Below are 20534 nucleotides of genomic sequence, written 5' to 3' on the forward strand. Positions count from 1 at the left end.
TCAGAGGTTCCTTAGCTGTCAGGCCTTGGCCCGCGCTTCGACATGCCACTTGAAATTGTTCAAGATCGCCTGCCAGCCTTCTCGCTGCTGCTCTACCGAGTGCGATTCCTCGCTGTCGAATGTGACGGCGACTTCCACGCCCTCAGGGCTCTCGTTGAAAGTTACAGCGGCATCACGGCCGCCGAACTCGTACTGGATTGCTTGATTGGTTATCACCTTGGTGTAGGTGCCCTCGAAGTCGAAGCCAAAGCTCCCATCTTTCGCTTCCATCCTCGAACAGAACCTGCCCCCATCACGAAGATCGACTTCAGCCTTAGTGGTGTGCCAGTCATCCGACGCCGCATTCCAAATGCAGATGTCTGCGGGATTGGTGTAGGCATCCCAGACTTGGCCAATTGGAGCTTGTACCGTCGTTGCTACTTTGATCTTCATGCAGCCTCCAAGTCTGATCTGACAGCTAACGTAATATAGAAAACATTCTCATAGGCCAGCAATGCTGCCTATATCCACAAGTATTGTCAAGCAACATAAACTCATTACTATTTTCATGGCATCAGTTACTTATTTGGCTGGACTTTAATTTTAGGACAGCCTAAAATTCTACGGATGGATGCTCAAGCTGTTTCTCTGATTCCTCCAAAATTACTCGATCGGTTACGTGCCGAAATACGGGTGCGCCACTATAGTATTCGTACTGAAGAAACCTACGTAGATTGGGCGCGACGATTTATTTTGTATCATGACAAAAAACATCCCAAAGATATGGGTGCGGAACAGGTACGGGATTTTTTGAACCACCTCGCCGTTGAGCGTAATGTATCGGCCTCGACGCAGAATCAGGCCAAATCAGCATTGCTGTTTTTGTACCGTAATGTGCTGAGCATTGAGCTGCCCTGGCTGGATGAAGTGATTGCGGCAAAGTCTGTCAGGCGATTGCCTGTGGTGCTGACACCGGCTGAGACTCGTCGCTTATTGAACGCGACATCGGGAACAATGGGGCTGGTGGCAAGTTTGTTGTATGGCACGGGAATGCGCTTGTTGGAGGGGTTGCGGCTGAGGGTTAAAGATGTAGAGTTTGAGCGGCGCGAGATTATCGTGCGTGAGGGCAAGGGCAACAAAGATCGAGTGACAGTGTTGCCGGAGAATTTGATTTTGCCATTGAAGGCGCATCTGGAAAAGGTAAAGGCGCTGCATGAGCGCGACCTTGAGGCAGGATTGGGTGAAGTGTATTTACCCGATGCGCTGGCGCGAAAATACCCCAAAGCGGCACGTACCTGGGGTTGGCAATTTGTGTTTCCGTCCGTGGTGCGCTCGGTTGATCCGCGTTCGGGGGTGGAGCGCCGTCATCATTTGCATGAAGCCAGCGTGCAGCGTGCCGTGCGCGAGGCGGCAAAACTGGCAGAGATTGCCAAACCTGTTACGCCGCATATCTTGCGTCATTCATTCGCCACACATTTGCTGCAAGCGGGTTATGACATCCGCACCGTGCAGGAATTGCTTGGCCACTCGGATGTCTCCACCACAATGATCTACACCCATGTGCTGAATAAAGGCGGAAAAGGTGTGATCAGTCCGTTGGATAGGTGAAGGGTATTTGTTTAAGTGAGGCGCTGATTGATGAAATCAAGTAATGTAAATAGCGCCGTTATGAATCAAGTTAGCATTATTTTTTTGGAATTACTCTTCTGCTGTTGCAAGCATGCGAAACAACTCCACAACTAAAGGCAAGGCATCCGCCATCTGGCTTAAATTCCTGGCTCGCAGGCCGGGTTGAAACGATAGCGGAAACCCGGCAATCTCCGAAGATGCCGGGTTTATCAACTCAGCATACTTTCGTATCTTCAGCTCGGCAGGAAACATTAATATTGAAACCCAATATTGGGCTTCAAAGTTGACTTCACCATAAGCCAAAATAACTCACTATCATTTTAGCAATAAGTGCGCCCCGTCTACTTTTAGAAAAAAATAATGTTCGGTTTTCGGAATACCTTCCTTGTGCTTCTCCGAAAAGCTATCTGATTTTATTTTGTAGAATAGCTAAAAGAAGAATACGATAAACAGTTGCAACTTTATAAACTCAAACTGGACCGATCATGCAAGTGAATGCCAAGAATTTTGAAGAATATGAATTGCTGCAGGATGAAATATGCGCTGAGCGCATCATTGCGGCCAAAAAAATGCTCGGTAAACGGGCGGTCATTCTGGCGCATCACTATCAACGCGCAGATGTTTATCGGCACGCCGATCTTACTGGCGACTCGCTGAAACTTTCTTTTCAGGCAGCACAGACGGATGCGGATTACCTGGTATTTTGTGGAGTGCATTTTATGGCAGAGGTGGCTGATATTCTGTCTGGCCCAAAACAGATCTCCATTTTGCCGGATCTGTCAGCGGGTTGCTCCATGGCGGATATGGCTGACCTTGGCAAGGTCGAACGCGCCTGGCGAGAATTGGGTGAGGTACTTAACCCGGATGACATGGTCACACCAGTCACTTATATCAATTCCAGCGCAAGCCTCAAAGCTTTTTGTGGCAAACACGGCGGCATCGTGTGTACTTCCAGCAATGCCGTAAAAATCCTGCAGTGGTCATTTAACCGCCGTGAAAAAGTGTTATTTTTCCCGGATCAACACCTGGGGCGCTGGAGCGGTCACAAGATGGCACTTCCTCTGGAAGAGATGTGTGTTTGGGACTTTGACCAGCCCATGGGTGGTCTATCACCTGAGCAGATCAGAAAAGCCAAAATTCTGCTATGGAAAGGGCATTGCTCCGTGCATCAGATGTTCCAGCCCCAGCATATTCTGCGCTTTCGCAATCAACACCCGGATGGTCTGGTGATTTCTCACCCGGAATGCAGTTTCGAGGTCTGCAGCGCATCGGATTATGTTGGCTCAACTGAATATATCATCAACACCATTAGAGATGCCAAACCAGGTACCCGCTGGCTGGTTGGGACTGAACTGAATCTGGTCGGACGTATTGCAGAAGAATTCAAAGTGGATGGAAAAATTATCCAATTCATGTCTCCCATGGTGTGCATGTGCTCAACCATGGCTCGTATTGATCCGCAGCACCTGGCCTGGACACTGGAAAATCTGGCCCAAGGGCAAATAGTCAACCAGATCAAGGTGCCCGATCGCGAAGTACAGCCAGCTAAATTAACGCTGGAACGTATGCTGGATGTTTCAAAGTAATTGAGTCTGCGTGTACACCATCCATGCCCAATCGAACCCTGCATATCGCTACTTACAATATACACAAGGGGTTATCCTGCTTCAACCAGCGCGTAATGCTGCACGAACTGCGTAACCGGCTGCGCGGCCTCGGCGTGGACATTATCTTTCTGCAGGAAGTTATTGGTGAACACTCTCGCCTTGCCGCCCGCTTCATGAACTGGCCGGAAAGTTCGCAGTATGAATTTCTGGCCGATACCATCTGGCCGGATTACGCTTATGGCAAGAACGCCGTCTATGATCATGGTCATCATGGAAACGCCATCCTCAGCCGCTTTCCCATCCTGCGCTGGGAAAATGAAGATATTTCCGCCCACCGTTTTGAAAGTCGTGGATTACTCCATTGCGAAATTACCATTCCGGGATGGGAAGTATCACTGCACTGTATTTGTGTACATTTAGGGCTATTCAAGCGCGGACGGGGGCAACAACTTCAGGCAATAGAAGAGCGTATTCGACAACTCGTACCCGCTAATGCACCTTTGGTTGTCGCAGGTGATTTCAATGACTGGCGTGGCACGGCAAATCCACTTTTGTGTGATCGCCTGAAACTCACGGAAGTTTTTCGGCATACCCATGGAAAAAGTGCGCGCAGCTTTCCTTCTTTTCTGCCGTTGCTGCGCCTGGATAGAATCTATATCAGAGGTTTTGAAGTAAAACACGCGCGGGTTCTACACAACCGCCTCTGGTCAGGTATCTCTGACCATGCAGCATTGTCCGCCAACATTGTGCGCCGATGAGTGCGCCTGATTTCGTTGAAGGTAATCAACTCAGGTTATTGTGCACAGATGCCGAATATTTCCAGGCGCTGGAAAGCGCCATCGATCAGGCGACACAGGAAATTTTTCTTGAAACCTATATTTTTGAAAATGACGCTGTAGGACAGCGCATTACTGCGGCACTGGTACGCGCAGCCGGGCGTGGAGTGGCGGTGCATGTGCTGATCGATGGCTTTGGTTCACAAAATTTCCCAACAGCAAGAATCCAGGAATTGCTGGCAAAAGATTTACAGCTCTTAATCTATCGACAGGAGGCATTCTCATTTAGATTTAAACGGTTACGACTGCGGCGCTTGCACCGCAAGCTGGCCATTATGGACGCCAGGGTCGCGTTTATTGGGGGAATTAATATAATCGAAGATTTTTCCGGACCGGATGTCACTCTGCCACAATTCGACTATGCAGTCGAAATTCAGGGACCACTGCTACAATCGATTCACACCGCCGCAAGACACCTCTGGACGATGGTTGCCTGGGCTCACTTCAAAAGGCGCTGGACAAATTATGCGCCAGTTACCGTACCGCAATACCCCGTTGGTGAACAACGAGCTGCTTTTGTGATCAGGAATAATTTGCGCAACCGGCGCGATATTGAGCACTGCTATCTGCAGGCCATCGAATCCGCCAATAAAGAGATTCTGATTGCAAATGCCTATTTTCTGCCTGGTATCAATTTTCGCCATGCCCTGATACAGGCAGCGCAGCGGGGTGTCCGGGTAGTGTTACTGTTACAGGGCAAAACAGAGCATCTCTTGCAACGCCTCGCCACCCGCGCGCTATATGGCAATCTACTGACGGCGGGTGTTCACATTTATGAATACCGCCACGGCTATCTGCATGCCAAAGTTGCCGTAATTGACCAGCGCTGGGCTACAGTGGGTTCATCTAACATCGACCCATTCAGCCTGCTGTTGGCCCGGGAAGCCAATGTCATCATTGATGATCACAAATTTGCCCTGCAATTGCGCGACAGTCTGCTGCAAGGCATGAAGCAATCCTGCCCTGTATTACGCTATAGCTGGAGAAAACGCTCCCGGCTCGCACGTATAATCAACTGGCTTTGCTATTATTTTGTCAGGATCGCACAGGGTATGCTGGGTTACACGCGTGAAGACTATAAGTTATAGCACCACGTTTTGTTGATGCTGACAGAGAGATACCCCTAAATTTAGAAGTACCCGGAAAAACAACCTGGTTACCACGTGTATAATCAGGGCGTTTTGTTAATCGCACCGCCAATCTATTCAAAGCACCGAAAAAAATCACTTTGTTAATCCTAAGGCATGATTCGTAAATTTCTGCGCCGTATTTTTTCTTCAGATACTGACACACCCCCCTCCCGAAAAAAATTTCGTGCCATTACATTTGCTGAACACAACGTTTCCCGCAACCATATCAGTCGCGGTTCTCTGCAGGTCACACAAACATTGCAGCAAGCGGGATTTGCTGCTTATGTCGTTGGAGGGGCGGTACGTGATCTGTTGCTTGGATTAAAACCCAAGGATTATGACATTGCAACAAACGCCACCCCGGAAGAAGTGCGCAGACTGTTTCGCCGCTCCCGCATCATCGGCCGCCGCTTCCGCCTGGTTCACGTTATCAGCCACAATGAAACTGTGGAAGTGTCAACTTTTCGTGGCAACACCAGCCATGATCTTGCCCAGCCACACCTCGCAGGCGCGCAGACTGATGCCGATGGACGATTGCTACATGACAATATTTTTGGTAGTCAGGAAGAAGATGTCATGCGGCGCGACTTTACTATCAACGCACTATTCTATGATCCAAAAACCGAGGAAATCATTGATTATCTTAATGGTTTTGAAGATATTAAGTCAAAACGCCTGTCGATTATCGGGAATCCGGAACAGCGTTTTCGCGAGGACCCGGTACGGATATTACGAGCGGTACGCCTCGCTGCCAAGCTTGGTATTCAGATCGATGATCGTACCGCTGCGCCCATCGGAGATCTGGCGCCATTGCTGAGAAATGTACCGCCTGCACGTTTATTCGATGAAATGCTGAAATTGCTGTTTTCAGGTCATGCCCTTGCGGGAGCGCTTGATTTACGCATACGTGGCCTGCACCACGGGCTGTTGCCGATGCTTGATGTCATACTGGAGCAACCACTGGGGGAACATTTCATTACGCTGACACTACGAAATACGGATGAACGTGTCCAGCAAAATCAGCCTGCTTCGGTCGGTTTTCTGTTTGCTGCATTGTTGTGGCATGAAGTTCTGGCTACCTGGCAAGCGAAAACCCATGCGGGTGAAGCTTCGATTCCCGCATTCCACCAGACCATGGCGGAAGTTTTATCCACGCAACGCGCCAGACTGGCTATTCCACGACGGCATGATGGCATGATCTGCGCCATCTGGTCGATGCAGTCCAGATTTCACGCACGCGCCGGACGCAAACCATTTCGCCTGCTGGAACAACCTTATTTTCGCGCTGCTTATGATTTCATGCTGTTACGTTGCAAAAGTGGCGAAATCGAACCAGAAATTGCACAATGGTGGCACACATTCAAAGATGCCGATCATACTGCGCGGGAAAGCATGCTGGAAACGGAAACCGCCCCCAAACGACGCAGGAAACGCCGCAGCAAACGCAAGGATGTCCCGGATGAAAAGACCATAATTTCCCAGTAGTACTATGTCAACTATTCTGTTACCCGAAGCTGCCACGCAGGTTTTTATCGCGCTGGGCAGTAATCTTGAAAATCCGATAGCACAAGTTGAACGCGGCATGCAATTGCTCGGTGCACTTGAATACACGCGGCTTGTAAAGCGTTCATCACTCTACCGTAGTGCGCCTGTCGGCAAGATCGACCAGCCGGATTTTATCAACGCGGTCATCCAGGTGGAGACACGCCTCACCCCACATAATCTTCTAATGAGTCTGCTAGCAATTGAACATGCCTGTGGTCGCGTGCGTACTTGCCGGAACGCACCGCGCACTCTCGATCTGGATATCCTGCTATTTGAGAATCTACAATGTAGCGATGCAGAGCTGATTTTGCCGCATCCACGCATGCATGAACGCGCTTTTGTGCTCCACCCCCTGCTGGAAATTGCAGGTGATACCTGTATTCCTGGACAGGGCACCGCCGCAGATTGCCTGACTGCCTGTACGAATCAATTACTGGAGCGCATCATCCCATCATGAATATCAAGCATTATGGCTATATCGTCATCGAAGGCGCCATTGGTACCGGAAAAACCAGTCTGGCGCACAACATTGCTAACCGGCTTAATTGCAGCTTATTGCTGGAGCAACCACAAACCAATCCTTTTCTACAGAATTTCTATAGTGATATGCCACGGCATGCGCTTTCCACACAACTCTATTTTTTATTTCAACGTCTCGAACAACTCGATGCCATGCGATTGCAACAGGAAAAAGGATTGGCCATTGTCAGTGATTTCCTGCCCGAGAAAGATCAGATATTTGCTGATGTGACACTGAGCGAGATTGAGCGCGAGCTTTACCAGAAAATTCGAGAACGTCTCAATCCTGACCTATCCACGCCCGATCTGGTCATTTACCTGCAGGCCACCCCGGAAATCCTGATCAAGCGCATCAGACAACGTGGCGTCTCGATGGAAAAAGGTTTATCTGAAGATTACTTGTGGCGGTTGACTGAACGCTATCTGCGCTTTTTTCATACCTACAACCAGGCGCCAGTAATGATTATCAATAGTGAACATCTGGATTTTGCCCATCGTGAAGCGGATCTCGATCTGCTGCTCACCCGTATTGAACAGATGCGCAGTGCGCGCGAATATTTCAACATCAATGAGTAATGTCACCATGGATGAAACATGTGACCGACGCCATACCCGCGATTACCTGCAGCAGAAATACCAGGCTGGTGAAAAAATTGCTGTCCTGACTTGCTACGATGCAACCTTTGCAAAAATGCTGGAAAAAGCCGGTATTGACATTCTGCTGGTTGGAGATTCGCTTGGTAATGTCATTCAAGGCAAACCCGACACCCTGTCGGTCTCGCTCGATGACATGCTCTACCACACGACATGTGTGGTACGTGGTACTCGCAACGTATTTATCCTCGCCGATATGCCTTTTGGCACGTTTCAGGTCTCTCCCCAGGAAACTTTCACGCATGCGGCACGACTGCTTGCGGCAGGCGCACAGATGGTCAAGATCGAAGGAGGACGTCATATGGCAGAAACAGTCCAATTTCTCACCGATCGGGGAATTCCGGTATGCGCGCACATTGGCCTGACACCGCAGTCCCTGCATCAATTAGGGGGCTATAAACTACAGGGGAAAAAATGGGAAGATGCACAGCGACTGCGCGAAGATGCCATGGCTCTGCAGGAAGCGGGGGCCGCCATGCTGGTAATGGAGATGATGCCCGCTGCTCTCGCTGGCGACATCACTCAACAGCTCTCCATTCCGACTATCGGCATTGGTGCCGGAAGAAACTGTAGTGGACAGGTTCTGGTATTGCATGACATGCTTGGCATCTACTCAGGCAAACTACCCCGTTTCGTCAGAAATTTCATGCAGGACACGCATTCCATCCACACGGCAGTTGAAGTTTATGTCCAGGCAGTCAGATCAGGAACGTTTCCTGCAAGCGAGCATACTTTCTAGCCACATCAACATACCCGATGGAAATCATTACCTCGATCACTGACCTGCGTGCACGGCTACAGGCTGAAACATCGATTGCGCTGGTTCCCACCATGGGAAATTTACACGCCGGACATCTTTCACTGGTGCGACTGGCACAGCAGCATGCAGACTGTACGGTCGTCAGTATTTTCGTCAATCGCCTGCAATTTCTGCCTCATGAAGATTTTGACCGCTATCCACGCACCGAAACAGAAGACTGTCGTCTGCTGCAGGAAATGGGCACAAAAGTTGTTTTCATGCCGGATGAACAAATTCTCTACCCCGTTTCACAGCAATTTCGCCTGACATTGCCTGCCATGGCGGACACTCTCGAAGGCGCTTTTCGACCCGGTTTCTTCCATGGCGTAATGACTGTCGTACTTAAGCTGTTTAACATCACGCAGCCACAGATAGCGGTCTTTGGTAAAAAAGATTATCAGCAATTACAGCTGGTTCGCCAGATGGCTGAACAGCTGAATCTGCCAATTGGTATCATTGCAGGTGATACCATTCGGGCCGAAGATGGTCTCGCGCTCAGTTCACGCAATCGATACCTCGATACCGTTGAACGACAGGAGGCCAGCCGCCTCGCTGCCGTCCTTGCACAGATCAGAGATCACATTGTCAACGGGGAACGCAGTTTCAATACACTACTACAGCAGGCATCACAAACACTGACTGCACACGGCTGGCAAAATGACTATCTTGCGATCTGCAACCAACCCACTCTATTACCAGCAACCCCAGATGACAGGAATCTGGTCATTCTGGGTGCGGCCAGACTGGGTCAAACCAGACTGATAGATAATATTGAACTCAGTCTGCCGACTATCAAATAAAAATAAACAGCAACAGCTGATCTGCTTCAGATTATCAGTTCAGACCCACAGCATCATCCCCATTTCCAGTGGATGTACCAGCATGGAATGGTAAGGATAGACCCGTAGATAATACTGCTGCCTGCCACATAGCACCGGCGCATGCGTTAATTCAAACTGATGCTCTTCCGCACCAAGCTTGCCAGTACATTTGAAACGAAAATGTTCAAATCGATCCAGCCTGGTCTGGCTGTACTGACGCGAAATCAGCAATTCCACGAACACATCCTCTGGCTGTAGACCATTTAACCGCACAGCCACCTTGAAGTGAATAGGATCACCAAAAGGCAATTGCTGATCTGGCACATCCAGCCGACGAATGCTGACGCCATCCCAGGCAGAAAGTATTTTGGTTTTCCAACTGGCCACCGCTTTTGCCACTACGTGGCCATCATTCGCATAGCGCAGACCTTGCTCACTGGCGGGGACATAAAATTTTTGTATATATTCACCAACCATACGCCTAGCACCGTAGCGTGGCAGTAAAGTAACCATTGAATGCTTCGCTTTCTTCACCCAGCCAGTGGAATATCCAGATTTACCGCGATCGTAATAAAGCGGAATAACCTGATCCTGAAGCATTTCATAAAACGAACGACTCTCTTCCACATCACGCAGCTTCGGGTCGATATCTTGCGCCACTGGCTTGATTCCCCAGCCATTGGAACCGTCAAACCCCTCTCCCCACCATCCATCAAGAATGCTCAGATTAAGCGTGCCATTGATACCCGCTTTCATACCTGATGTGCCACTCGCTTCCAGCGGATAAATCGGACTATTCAACCACACGTCGACACCGGCAACCAAGCGTCGCGCCAGCCGCAAATCATAACCCTCAACCAGCAGAATACGTCCCTCAAATTCTGGCATCGCTGCCACTTCGCTGACACGCCGAATTAATGCCTGCCCCGGTTGATCAGCAGGATGCGCCTTACCTGCAAAAATCAGCAATACGGGTCGCTCCGGGTCAAGCAGAATTTCCCGTAGCCAATCCAGATTTTCAAACAACAGGGTCGCGCGCTTGTAGGTAGCAAAGCGGCGGGCAAATCCAAGGGTCAGTACATTGGGATTGATCGGATCAGCGAATTTGAGCAGCCGATCGAGATGGGCATCAGAACCATGATTACGAATATTCTGCTCGGTCAGACGCGCACGAATGCCATAAAACATTTGCGACTTCAAAGTCTGGCGAATACTCCAAAAAACATGATCCGGTATATTCTCAATAGATCCCCAGAATTCGTGATCACATAATTTGTTGCGCCATTCGGGTCCTAACTGACGATCAAACAGATCCATCCACTCCTGCGCGAGGAAAGTGGGAACATGCACGCCGTTGGTAATGTAATCAACCGGATTCTCCTCCGGCTCAATCTGCGGCCACAATTCACGGCAAATCTGGGAAGATACTCCACCGTGTATCCTGCTGACACCGTTATGCATGCGCGACATACGAATCGCCAGTGCAGTCATATTGAAATCATGATTGCCTGCCGTATGTCCGAGTGCCATAAATATTTCGCGGGTGATGCCTAATTCGCGATAAAAACTTTCAAAATATTGCTGCATCATCCCTTCGGGAAAGTGATCATGTCCGGCTGGTACCGCAGTGTGCGTGGTAAATACTGTTTTAACCGCAACGGCTTCGAGCGCGCTTTGAAAATCCAGTCCTTCACGCACCAGATCTCGCGTACGTGCCAGCATCATGAAAGCCGCATGGCCCTCGTTGCTATGCCAAACTGTCGGTTTGATATTCATTGCTTTTAAAGCTTCCACTCCACCCACGCCTAAAATGAGCTCCTGCTCAATTCGCATGGCTCTATCTCCACCATATAATTGGTGAGTAATCAAGCGATCGTGCTGTGAGTTTTCAGGAATATCTGTATCCAGCAGATATAGAGGTGCATGACCTATCTGGGCTCGCCATATCTTGATCACGACCTCTCTACCCGGAAAATTGACCGACACCCTGACCTCGGTTCCGTCCTCCTGTAATACAGGAATGACTGGTAAATCATCAAAATTCCAATCGGTATAGGTTGCCTGTTGATTACCCTGTCCATCAATGGTCTGAAAGAAGTAACCTTGCCGATATAACAGACCAACCGCAACAAAAGGCAGGCAAAGATCGCTTGCCGCTTTGCAATGATCTCCGGCCAGAATACCCAATCCACCGGAATACACCGGCAAGCTCTCATGAAAACCAAATTCAAAGCAGAAATAAGCGATTTGATCGCGGGGGCCAATTCCCTGGATAGTCTGACGGCGCGCCGGTTCTGAGTGATAAGAATCAAAAGCGGACAACACGCTGTTGTAATTACTGAGAAAAGTGGAGTCTTCAGCCGCAGCGATCAGCAACGACTCATCTACCCGTTTAAGAAAAGCCTTGGGATTATGTCCAACCGCTTCCCAAAGCCGCGCATCCAGTCTGGAAAAGAGTGCGCGAGTCGCACGATCCCAGCTATACCAGAGATTGTATGCCAGCTCATTCAGGCGAACCAGGCGCTCAGGCACTCTGGGATTGACAGTTAATGCATAGGTTGTTCGTTTTGACATCAGGTTATCTCCAATGATTGACAAGCTCAAAGATTAAGCAAATACAGGCGATAGTACTTGAGCTCTTCGATTGATTCATAAATATCTGCCAGCGCCTCATGCTTGCTTTCCTTATTGAATCCAGAAACAATCTGCGGTTTCCAGCGCTTGGCTAGCTCCTTGAGTGTGCTGATATCCAAATTGCGATAATGAAAATGTGCTTCTAATGCTGGCATATGGCGTGCGAGGAAACGTCGATCCTGACAAATAGAATTCCCACACATCGGTGAGATACTGGCTGGAACATATTCCTGCAAAAAAGCCAGCATACTGGCTTCCACTTCCTGCTCGGTTAGTTTTGATGATTTAACCTTGTCGATCAGCCCGGACTTGGTATGGGTCGATTGATTCCATTTATCCATTCCTGCCAGCACATCATCGGATTGCCACACGACTAACACAGGTGCCTCTGCTACCTTATTCAATTCAGAATCAGTAATAACCAGCGCCACTTCTATGATGCGGTCAGTCTGCGGGTTAAGTCCGGTCATTTCCATATCTATCCAGATAAGGTTTTTGCTATCTTGTGCCATAATTGATACCCATGAATTTTAGAGGATGAGTCGTGTCCTATTGACAGGCAACGGTCTTGTCAGAAGTTAGCAAGACACTTGCTCTTTATCAAATACATTCTTGTTACCACAATCGACCGAGATTTTCAGACACATGCCAACTTTTACCTTTTTTTTCGTATCAGCATTTTGCCTGACTACGTTGCTCCAGTTATGGCTGGCAACCCGCCACAAGCAACATGTGATCGCCCACCGCGAATTAGTCCCCACAGCGTTCGCCTCACAGATCAGTCTGGCTGAACACCAGAAAGCGGCCGATTATACCTGCGCCAAGACGAATTTCAGTTATACGGGTATTGTACTGCATGCAGTTTTGCTGCTAGTGCTTACCCTTGGTGGTGGATTACAGCTTATCTCCAATTTCTGGCTGAACTGGTTCAATGATCCGTTGACGCATGGTATGACGCTTATTCTCAGTACTGTTGCACTATTGAGTGTGGTGGAAATTCCTTTCAGCTACTATCGTACTTTCGTCATCGAGCAACATTTTGGCTTCAATAAAATGACGTCAGGCATGTTTTTTTCCGACCTGATCAAGCACTATGTAATTGGCTTGCTATTGGGCACACCATTGTTACTGTGTATTTTATGGCTGATGCAACAGGCCGACGAAAACTGGTGGTTTTACACCTGGCTGATCTGGATTGGCTTTAATCTGTTGCTACTGGCAGTTTACCCTAACTGGATTGCGCCATTATTTAACAAATTTTCCCCACTGGAAAATGACACACTCAAATCACGAGTTGAAAGCCTGCTGAAAAAATGCGGCTTTGAATCCAGCGGCTTGTTCGTGATGGACGGCTCACGCCGCAGCAGTCACGGAAATGCGTATTTTACCGGCTTTGGTAAAACCAAGCGTATCGTTTTCTTTGATACGTTACTCAATCACCTGGAACCTGCCGAAGTGGAGGCCGTACTTGCGCACGAACTAGGTCATTTCAAACGCCGCCACGTTCTCAAACGTATTGTGCTTTCATTTGCTATGAGTTTGCTACTGCTATGGATACTGGGGTATCTGATGCAGCAGGAATGGTTTTATACTGGGCTGGGTGTTTCTGTCGCGGTCATTCCATCAACTGCAATGGCTTTGTTACTATTCTTCCTGATTATGCCGGTATTTTCCTTTCTGTTGCAGCCAATATCGAGTCTGTATTCACGCAAACACGAATTTGAAGCGGATGAATATGCCGCTCAACATGCCTCGGCGAAAGACCTGATCAAAGCACTCGTCAAGCTTTATCAAGATAATGCAGCTACACTGACGCCTGATCCACTGCATTCGGCCTTTTATGATTCCCATCCACCTGCGGCAATTCGCATTGCGCATCTCAATAATTTGCAATCAACAGAAGTTATCGCATGAATGACAACTGCAATCTGAATGAGCGCCGCTGCCAGCCTTGCGAAGGCGGAGTTCCCGCTTTGAATGCGTTGGCGGCTGCCGATCTGCTCAAGGAACTCGAAGGATGGCAATTATCCGGTGACAAAATCTCCAAGACATTTGTATTCAAAGATTTTTATCAGACAATGAATTTTGTTAATGCAGTAGCATGGTTAGCAAATCGTGAAGATCATCATCCTGATATGGTCATCAGCTACAATCGTTGTCAAATAACCTATTCAACTCATGCCATCAATGGGTTGTCAGAAAATGACTTTATCTGTGCTGCAAAAATCGATATGTTGATGGCAATTTGAGACCACTCAAAACCAGTATGAGCGTGTGCCCACAGTATGCTACCGGACAAATAACGGCTGCATACGGACGACGTTTTGAAATCGAAACAGAAGCAGGCACGGTGTATTCCTGCATTATGCGCGGCAAAAAACATGACGCCACCTGCGGTGACCAGGTCGAATTCCTGCCTATTGCGGTTGATCAAGGTGTGATTGAGACTATACTGCCGCGCACCACTTTGTTTTATCGCTGCGATGCTTTCCGGGAAAAGCTGATTGCTGCTAATGTGACACAATTGGTATACGTGCTTGCAGCTGAGCCAAGTTTTAATCTGGAGCTACTCGATCGTTGTCTGATCGCAGCTCAGCATCAGAAAATTCAGCCGCTCATTCTGCTCAATAAAACTGATTTGGTCGAATCCACACGAAAAGCCACGAGGTATCTGCAGCTCTACCGAGAACTCGGTTACCCAGTAATCACAATCAGCGCAAAACAATCCGCCCAGCCACTTATTCCTTATTTATTGAACCACACCAGTCTCTTTGCAGGTCAATCCGGCATGGGGAAATCTACGTTACTCAACAACCTTATCCCAAATGCACGCCAGTCCATTTCGGATATCTCCACAGCCCTCGATAGCGGTCGTCACACAACGACACATACCCGCCTGTTCCACCTGGATAAAGTGAGCCACCTTATCGATTCACCTGGTTTTCAGGAATTTGGATTACAGCAAATAGATTTAGCTGCTTTGGCATGGGAATTTATCGATTTCCGAAATTTTCTAGGGAAATGTCAATTCCGGAACTGCCGCCATCTCAACGAACCCCAATGCGCGCTGAAGGACGCCATGCGTAATGGTAATATTGAACCGAGACGCATGGCCAGTTATCAAAGGCTGGCTGAAAGCGTGAGCAACAAAACTTAAAGCTGTAAGGATCAGTTTTCCAGCCCAATCAACTCCACATCAAATACCAGCGTTGCATTAGGTGGAATCACTCCTCCCGCACCCTGTGCACCATAACCCATGGATGAAGGAATAATCAAAGTGCGTTTTCCTCCGACTTTCATCCCCTGCACTCCTTGATCCCACCCTTTGATGACACGACCAGAACCTAGCAAGAACGAGAAATGGGTCGATCGATCATGCGAACTATCAAATTTTTTACCCTTCTTATCCTCAGCATCCGCATCATACAACCAGCCGGTATAATGTACCTTGGCTGTTTTACCCACAACCGCCTCCTCACCATTACCGACATTTACCTCAATCTTTTCTAGTGTCATCATATCTGAAACGGCATGTGCTGAAGCCGCATGCTCCTTGTAAGCCTGTAAATTAACTGAAAATAATAAACCAGCTGCCAATACAAAACCAGTCAATACTTTTACTTTATTCATCTTTTTCCCAAGAATTAATGTACCCAATGTACCAAATATTCCCGCACGATTATAACAGCGGGCCGAAACCCTATAAATCTCACGACCTGAAACCAGCAATGTGTCACTGATCAGGTTCAAGTAAAAGCGGGCACTCCAGCCAAGCAGGTTTTATTATTTTCATTACTTTCGGCTCGTATTGATTGAGGTTTCTGGAGCCCAAGTATGAATGCACTCTTTGGCTTATTAATAAAGCCCAGAATTCTACCGGATTTAGGCAATCGTAGCGAGACTATGCAACGAAAAATTGAGGAAACACGAGCTACTATCCCACTGGTGCAGCAGATCAGCATTAAAACCCGAAAGACTCCCAGCTACACGGAGCCTGCACTGGCACTTTAAAAGAAAAGCACTTGACGCGATTCTGCATAAGCACCTGCCTTTATTGGTGGGTCTGGTAGGACTTGAACCTACGACCAAGGGATTATGAGTCCCCTGCTCTAACCAACTGAGCTACAGACCCCTTTACAAACTAGTTGTTCTTGATCATGCCAGCGATATAAAAAATATATGAAAAATTTCGGCTTATTATATCACTGCAGTTTCTGGCAACGCTGCTATCACAATCTACTTAGAAAATTAGTTGTTATTATCGAGAAAACTACGCAGGCGATCTGATCTTGCCGGATGTCTTAATTTACGGAGTGCTTTAGCCTCGATCTGACGAATGCGTTCACGCGTAACATCAAATTGTCTACCCACTTCTTCCAGAGTGTGATCCGTATTCATTTCAATTCCGAAGCGCATGCGTAGTACCTTGGCCTCTCTTGGTGTAAGAGAATCCAATACATCCTTGGTAACATTTCTCAAACCTGTGTAAACCGCTGCGTCCCCAGGTTCCATCGTGGCGGAATCTTCAATAAAATCACCGAGATGAGAGTCTTCATCATCACCAATAGGTGTTTCCATCGATATAGGTTCTTTCGAAATTTTAAGAATTTTACGTATCTTGTCTTCGGGCATTTCCATTTTCTCAGCTAGCAGAGCCGGGTCTGGCTCCTGTCCAGTCTCCTGAAGTATTTGCCGAGAGATTCGGTTCATTTTATTAATTGTTTCAATCATATGCACAGGAATACGGATGGTACGAGCCTGATCAGCAATAGATCGTGTGATTGCTTGCCTTATCCACCAGGTTGCATAGGTGGAGAATTTGTAACCCCTACGATACTCAAATTTATCAACGGCCTTCATCAGTCCAATATTGCCTTCCTGAATAAGGTCGAGGAATTGCAGGCCGCGATTGGTATATTTCTTCGCAATCGAAATGACCAACCTTAAATTAGCCTCTGTCATTTCCCGCTTGGCACGTCGAGCCTTAGCCTCTCCAGTAGTCATTCGACGATTGATTTCCTTTAATTCCTTAATAGGAATACGTGCCTGCTTCTGAATTTCCAGCATTTTCTGCTGCTGTTCCATGATGGTTGGGCGGTGGTGCTCCAAAGACTGGCTATGCGGCTTATCTGAATTAATCTCTATGTTGATCCAGTCTGTATTAGTTTCGTTCCCAACAAAAGTCTTGATGAAGTAGGAACGCGGCATTCCAGCGCGTGTTACGCATAAATCCTGAATTTTCCGCTCACAATTGCGAATATCATTAACAATATTTCGCTGAGTATCACACAGCCTTTCGACCATTTTTGCCGAAAAACGCATTCCCATCAATTCGCTGGAAATTTTCCCCTGGAGCAATTCGTATTCTTTATCCTTGCAACCGCCCTTTTTGACAATGACCTTTTTCATATCATCGTAGGCTTCACGTATAACAGCAAAACACTCCAGTACCTCATTTTTCAGTTTAAGTAAATTGGCATTCTCTGCCTTTATTTGCTTCTCTTCATCACCTTCTTCATCATCAAAGTCCTCTTCCAGTGATTCGGCTGACATATCTTTGGCCAAAAGATCTTCGTCGCTGTCGTCAAGAAAACCATCGACCAGTTCATCCACGCGCAAATGACCTTCCTCCACATCAGTCGCCAGTGTCAGTATTTTTTCAATGATAGTCGGACAAGCCGAAATTGCCTGGATCATGTGCCGCAACCCATCTTCAATACGCTTAGCAATTTCGATTTCACTTTCTCGCGTCAACAACTCGACAGAACCCATTTCTCGCATATACATGCGCACGGGATCGGTGGTTCGTCCAAATTCGGAATCAACACTGGAAAGCGCCGCCTCTGCCTCCTCAACCACATCATCATCGGTGACGGTGGTGCTGGCGTCTGACATAAGCAGCGATTCAGCATCAGGCGCTTCATCATGGACAGTAATGCCCATATCATTGATCATGCTGACAACATTTTCTATCTGATCTGCATCAAGCATATCATCCGGCAGATGATCATTAATTTCAGCATAGGTCAAATAGCCGCGTTCCTTACCTTGCACAATCAGCTTTTTCAGCTGCATTCTTCGTATTTCGACATCGTCATCCTGCGAGGCAGGCAGCAAGTCATTCGCAGTTTCGATAACTTTTTTATTTGAGGAATTATTCTTAATTATTTTTTGACTTCTGGTTTTTTCTGAAGATACCGATTCTTTAAGAAGATCGGTTTGGCCTGGCGTTTTATCCACTTGCAAAACATACTCTACTTCTGAAGTCATGGTATTGTTGTTATCAACCGCAGCTTTCTTTCTAGAAGCAGAGACTACTTTCGCCTCATTTTCTATATTACCCCCCCTTTTCCGGGTATTTGCTCCAGTTTTGGAATCAGCTTTCGGTGCCAGTATGGAATTTTTCTTGACGGTATTTTTCTCAACGGAGGCTGCTGCTTTTTTCTTTGTCATTTGTAATAGATCCCATGAATAACATGACTGATGAAGCGAATAAAAAAGTTTTCAATTATAACCAAATTATTGGTCTTTAAACCAAATTTTCAAGGCTACGATATACTTGCACAGCCAGCACATACATTCAGGAGACAGCCAATCGCTGCAATTCCTGTTTTTCCTGGGGTGTGAGCAGATTGAGCGGTTTCGCGTGCAATTCTGTCATCCTAAGTTTGCGCTGTATTTCACGTAATTTTGCCAACCCACCAAGAAATTCAGCTTCAATATCCCAATCAGCTTCCATAATAAACGTGTCCTGAACGATGCTTCTCAATAGAGCACGATAAGGGGTTTGATCAAAATGCAATATAGCGGCTTCTTTAGTGAAAGTATTTTTCGCAGTACTCCATTTATTTAAAAAATCTGCCAGGGCAATTAAAAGTCTCATTTCCTCACTTTTTGAGCCTCCCATATCAAGCAGTTCCCGATCCAATCTCTTAACATAGACTGAATTATGCAACAGGATTTGTATCAGGCGACGACAAGGTGTAACCGATAAAGGACGAGTAACGCGAGAAGGTCGACTTGAAATATTCTTTTTTTGATCTGATTTCAGAAATCCAGCCAGTTGACTCTGATCGATGCGCGCAAGCTCTGCCAAACGCTGTTTCACCATAAAGGCAAAAACAGGCGCATTGATTTGCGACAGTAACGGCCCAGCGCGCTGTATCAACTGGGCGCGGCCTTCATCTGTTCCCATATTTATCTGACGAGACAGTTCATTGCATAAAAACAACGATAAAGGCGTAGCCTGTTCAAGCAAATTCTCAAACTCGCTTCGGCCATACTGACGAATATAGCTATCCGGATCTTCCCCATCAGGGAGAAACAGAAATTTGATGTTTTTTCCATCCCTGATCTGTGACAAGCTGGTTTCCAGCGCGCGCCAGGCCGCTTTAAAACCAGCCTTATCCCCATCAAAACAGAAAACAACCTCGTCAGTGTAACGCAACAGTTTCTGGATATGCAGGCTCGTCGTAGCAGTGCCAAGTGTTGCGACGGCATACTCTATTCCATATTGCGTAAGCATGATCACATCCAGATAACCTTCAACAACAAGAATACGCCCCGCCTTACGAGCAGCCAAATTTGCTGATGACAAGTTATAGAGCTCTCGACTCTTAATAAAAAGAGAGGTTTCGGGTGAATTAAGGTATTTTGGTTCGCTATTATCCAGAACTCGCCCCCCAAATCCCACGATTTTCCTTTTATGATTGAGAATAGGAAACATGATTCTGTCACGAAAGCGGTCGTATATTTTCTTCCCGTCCTGTGCGATCACCAATCCGACTTCGGCTAGAGGATGCCTGAGGCTATCTGAATGATAATCCGCAAAAACTGTAGCTAAATTCTGCCAACCATCAGGCGCATATCCAATACCAAATTGCTTTGCAGTCCGACCGACAATTCCACGCTTCTGCAAATAAGCGATAGCCTTGGGAGATTGCTTAAGTTGCGCACGATAATATTTTGCAGCAGTTTCCATGTAAGCATGCCAGTTTACAGACGGCAAAACTGCATCAGATTGATTACCATAAAGTTCAGCGATTTTTCCAGCTTCCTGGGGAGGGAGTGACAGACCTGCGTCAGCTGCCATGGCTTCAACTGCCTCAACAAAACTCAAGCCACTATATTCTCTTAGAAAATCGATAGCATTTCCATGCTTTCCGCATCCAAAACAATGATAGAACTGCTTAGATTGACTGACAGAAAATGAGGGTGTTTTTTCATCATGAAATGGGCAGCAGGCAGTAAAATTTGCCCCTTTCTTCTTCAGAGGAAGATGACGAGTGATGACATCAACGATATCGACCCGATCCAGTAAATCCTGGATAAACGATTGAGCAACCATCTATTGGAAAAGGAAAACCATAAATACCCGATTT

The 20534-nt window shown here is 47.3% G+C and carries 20 protein-coding genes and 1 tRNA gene; 13 read left to right on the forward strand and 8 right to left on the reverse strand.

What is annotated here, in order from left to right; genetic code table 11:
- Positions 1–18: 18 nt before the first annotated feature.
- On the reverse strand, positions 19–432 hold the full coding sequence (locus IPG31_06105) for an SRPBCC domain-containing protein (GenBank protein MBK6617944.1): 414 nt from the start codon (positions 430–432) through the stop codon (positions 19–21).
- A 174-nt stretch (positions 433–606) separates the two neighbouring features.
- Between IPG31_06105 and IPG31_06110 the strand changes: the two genes are divergently transcribed.
- The gene (locus IPG31_06110) at positions 607–1587 is read left to right on the forward strand and encodes an integron integrase (protein MBK6617945.1); all 981 of its coding nucleotides are present in this window, start codon (positions 607–609) and stop codon (positions 1585–1587) included.
- 90 nt (positions 1588–1677) lie between these two features.
- On the opposite strand, the gene IPG31_06115 is transcribed toward IPG31_06110, so the two are convergent.
- Positions 1678–1911, reverse strand: coding sequence for a hypothetical protein (locus tag IPG31_06115; protein MBK6617946.1), 234 nt, complete (start codon positions 1909–1911; stop codon positions 1678–1680).
- 182 nt (positions 1912–2093) lie between these two features.
- On the opposite strand from IPG31_06115, the gene nadA reads away from it, so the two are divergent.
- The 8 genes from nadA to IPG31_06155 all read left to right on the forward strand — a co-directional run bounded on the left by nadA (position 2094) and on the right by IPG31_06155 (position 9498).
- The gene (nadA, locus tag IPG31_06120; protein ID MBK6617947.1) at positions 2094–3194 is read left to right on the forward strand and encodes a quinolinate synthase NadA; all 1101 of its coding nucleotides are present in this window, start codon (positions 2094–2096) and stop codon (positions 3192–3194) included.
- A 23-nt stretch (positions 3195–3217) separates the two neighbouring features.
- Entirely contained in the window at positions 3218–3973 is a 756-nt protein-coding gene (locus IPG31_06125) for an endonuclease/exonuclease/phosphatase family protein (GenBank protein ID MBK6617948.1), read from the forward strand.
- Entirely contained in the window at positions 3970–5139 is a 1170-nt protein-coding gene (gene clsB, locus IPG31_06130) for a cardiolipin synthase ClsB (GenBank protein ID MBK6617949.1), read from the forward strand. The genes IPG31_06125 and clsB overlap by 4 nt, the downstream gene beginning before the upstream one ends.
- 156 nt (positions 5140–5295) lie before the next feature.
- Complete coding sequence (pcnB, locus tag IPG31_06135) at positions 5296–6666, forward strand: polynucleotide adenylyltransferase PcnB (GenBank protein MBK6617950.1); 1371 nt, start codon at positions 5296–5298, stop codon at positions 6664–6666.
- Positions 6667–6670: 4 nt separating this feature from the next.
- Positions 6671–7183 carry a 2-amino-4-hydroxy-6-hydroxymethyldihydropteridine diphosphokinase gene (folK, locus tag IPG31_06140; protein MBK6617951.1) on the forward strand — a complete coding sequence of 171 codons (513 nt, stop codon included), beginning with the start codon at positions 6671–6673 and terminating at the stop codon, positions 7181–7183.
- Positions 7180–7821: a deoxynucleoside kinase gene (locus tag IPG31_06145; protein ID MBK6617952.1), complete on the forward strand. Its 642-nt coding sequence runs from the start codon at positions 7180–7182 to the stop codon at positions 7819–7821. The genes folK and IPG31_06145 overlap by 4 nt, the downstream gene beginning before the upstream one ends.
- 7 nt (positions 7822–7828) lie before the next feature.
- On the forward strand, positions 7829–8638 hold the full coding sequence (panB, locus tag IPG31_06150) for a 3-methyl-2-oxobutanoate hydroxymethyltransferase (GenBank protein ID MBK6617953.1): 810 nt from the start codon (positions 7829–7831) through the stop codon (positions 8636–8638).
- 17 nt (positions 8639–8655) lie between these two features.
- Positions 8656–9498, forward strand: a complete 843-nt coding sequence (locus IPG31_06155; GenBank protein ID MBK6617954.1) for a pantoate--beta-alanine ligase — start codon at positions 8656–8658, stop codon at positions 9496–9498.
- Positions 9499–9537: 39 nt separating this feature from the next.
- On the opposite strand, the gene glgP is transcribed toward IPG31_06155, so the two are convergent.
- Entirely contained in the window at positions 9538–12093 is a 2556-nt protein-coding gene (glgP, locus tag IPG31_06160) for an alpha-glucan family phosphorylase (GenBank protein ID MBK6617955.1), read from the reverse strand.
- Between the two features lie 26 nt (positions 12094–12119).
- The gene (gene orn / locus IPG31_06165) at positions 12120–12665 is read right to left on the reverse strand and encodes an oligoribonuclease (GenBank protein ID MBK6617956.1); all 546 of its coding nucleotides are present in this window, start codon (positions 12663–12665) and stop codon (positions 12120–12122) included.
- A 133-nt stretch (positions 12666–12798) separates the two neighbouring features.
- On the opposite strand from orn, the gene IPG31_06170 reads away from it, so the two are divergent.
- From IPG31_06170 to rsgA, 3 genes are all read left to right on the forward strand, one after another.
- On the forward strand, positions 12799–14067 hold the full coding sequence (locus IPG31_06170) for a M48 family metallopeptidase (GenBank protein ID MBK6617957.1): 1269 nt from the start codon (positions 12799–12801) through the stop codon (positions 14065–14067).
- Positions 14064–14402 (forward strand): 4a-hydroxytetrahydrobiopterin dehydratase, encoded by a 339-nt coding sequence (locus IPG31_06175; GenBank protein MBK6617958.1) that lies wholly within the window; start codon positions 14064–14066, stop codon positions 14400–14402. The genes IPG31_06170 and IPG31_06175 overlap by 4 nt, the downstream gene beginning before the upstream one ends.
- A gap of 116 nt (positions 14403–14518) precedes the next feature.
- Entirely contained in the window at positions 14519–15310 is a 792-nt protein-coding gene (gene rsgA, locus IPG31_06180) for a ribosome small subunit-dependent GTPase A (GenBank protein MBK6617959.1), read from the forward strand.
- A gap of 11 nt (positions 15311–15321) precedes the next feature.
- On the opposite strand, the gene IPG31_06185 is transcribed toward rsgA, so the two are convergent.
- Complete coding sequence (locus tag IPG31_06185) at positions 15322–15783, reverse strand: FKBP-type peptidyl-prolyl cis-trans isomerase (protein ID MBK6617960.1); 462 nt, start codon at positions 15781–15783, stop codon at positions 15322–15324.
- 204 nt (positions 15784–15987) lie between these two features.
- On the opposite strand from IPG31_06185, the gene IPG31_06190 reads away from it, so the two are divergent.
- Positions 15988–16164, forward strand: a complete 177-nt coding sequence (locus IPG31_06190; protein ID MBK6617961.1) for a hypothetical protein — start codon at positions 15988–15990, stop codon at positions 16162–16164.
- A 44-nt stretch (positions 16165–16208) separates the two neighbouring features.
- Here the strand turns inward: IPG31_06190 and IPG31_06195 are convergent.
- From IPG31_06195 to IPG31_06205, 3 genes are all read right to left on the reverse strand, one after another.
- Positions 16209–16285, reverse strand: a tRNA-Ile gene (locus IPG31_06195).
- A 116-nt stretch (positions 16286–16401) separates the two neighbouring features.
- Positions 16402–18606, reverse strand: a complete 2205-nt coding sequence (rpoD, locus tag IPG31_06200) for an RNA polymerase sigma factor RpoD (GenBank protein ID MBK6617962.1) — start codon at positions 18604–18606, stop codon at positions 16402–16404.
- Between the two features lie 127 nt (positions 18607–18733).
- Entirely contained in the window at positions 18734–20500 is a 1767-nt protein-coding gene (locus IPG31_06205; protein MBK6617963.1) for a DNA primase, read from the reverse strand.
- Between the last annotated feature and the right edge of the window lie 34 nt (positions 20501–20534).

Source organism: Nitrosomonas sp. (genome assembly GCA_016703745.1).
Taxonomy (GTDB): domain Bacteria; phylum Pseudomonadota; class Gammaproteobacteria; order Burkholderiales; family Nitrosomonadaceae; genus Nitrosomonas.

Bases quoted from the DNA above. Each gene is read 5' to 3' on its own strand.
- IPG31_06105 (MBK6617944.1), bottom strand. From the start codon at position 432: ATGAAGATCAAAGTAGCAACGACGGTACAAGCTCCAATTGGCCAAGTC.
- IPG31_06110 (MBK6617945.1), top strand. From the start codon at position 607: ATGGATGCTCAAGCTGTTTCTCTGATTCCTCCAAAATTACTCGATCGG.
- nadA (MBK6617947.1), top strand. From the start codon at position 2,094: ATGCAAGTGAATGCCAAGAATTTTGAAGAATATGAATTGCTGCAGGAT.
- IPG31_06125 (MBK6617948.1), top strand. From the start codon at position 3,218: ATGCCCAATCGAACCCTGCATATCGCTACTTACAATATACACAAGGGG.
- clsB (MBK6617949.1), top strand. From the start codon at position 3,970: ATGAGTGCGCCTGATTTCGTTGAAGGTAATCAACTCAGGTTATTGTGC.
- pcnB (MBK6617950.1), top strand. From the start codon at position 5,296: ATGATTCGTAAATTTCTGCGCCGTATTTTTTCTTCAGATACTGACACA.
- folK (MBK6617951.1), top strand. From the start codon at position 6,671: ATGTCAACTATTCTGTTACCCGAAGCTGCCACGCAGGTTTTTATCGCG.
- IPG31_06145 (MBK6617952.1), top strand. From the start codon at position 7,180: ATGAATATCAAGCATTATGGCTATATCGTCATCGAAGGCGCCATTGGT.
- panB (MBK6617953.1), top strand. From the start codon at position 7,829: ATGGATGAAACATGTGACCGACGCCATACCCGCGATTACCTGCAGCAG.
- IPG31_06155 (MBK6617954.1), top strand. From the start codon at position 8,656: ATGGAAATCATTACCTCGATCACTGACCTGCGTGCACGGCTACAGGCT.
- glgP (MBK6617955.1), bottom strand. From the start codon at position 12,093: ATGTCAAAACGAACAACCTATGCATTAACTGTCAATCCCAGAGTGCCT.
- orn (MBK6617956.1), bottom strand. From the start codon at position 12,665: ATGGCACAAGATAGCAAAAACCTTATCTGGATAGATATGGAAATGACC.
- IPG31_06170 (MBK6617957.1), top strand. From the start codon at position 12,799: ATGCCAACTTTTACCTTTTTTTTCGTATCAGCATTTTGCCTGACTACG.
- IPG31_06175 (MBK6617958.1), top strand. From the start codon at position 14,064: ATGAATGACAACTGCAATCTGAATGAGCGCCGCTGCCAGCCTTGCGAA.
- rsgA (MBK6617959.1), top strand. From the start codon at position 14,519: ATGCGCGGCAAAAAACATGACGCCACCTGCGGTGACCAGGTCGAATTC.
- IPG31_06185 (MBK6617960.1), bottom strand. From the start codon at position 15,783: ATGAATAAAGTAAAAGTATTGACTGGTTTTGTATTGGCAGCTGGTTTA.
- IPG31_06190 (MBK6617961.1), top strand. From the start codon at position 15,988: ATGAATGCACTCTTTGGCTTATTAATAAAGCCCAGAATTCTACCGGAT.
- rpoD (MBK6617962.1), bottom strand. From the start codon at position 18,606: ATGACAAAGAAAAAAGCAGCAGCCTCCGTTGAGAAAAATACCGTCAAG.
- IPG31_06205 (MBK6617963.1), bottom strand. From the start codon at position 20,500: ATGGTTGCTCAATCGTTTATCCAGGATTTACTGGATCGGGTCGATATC.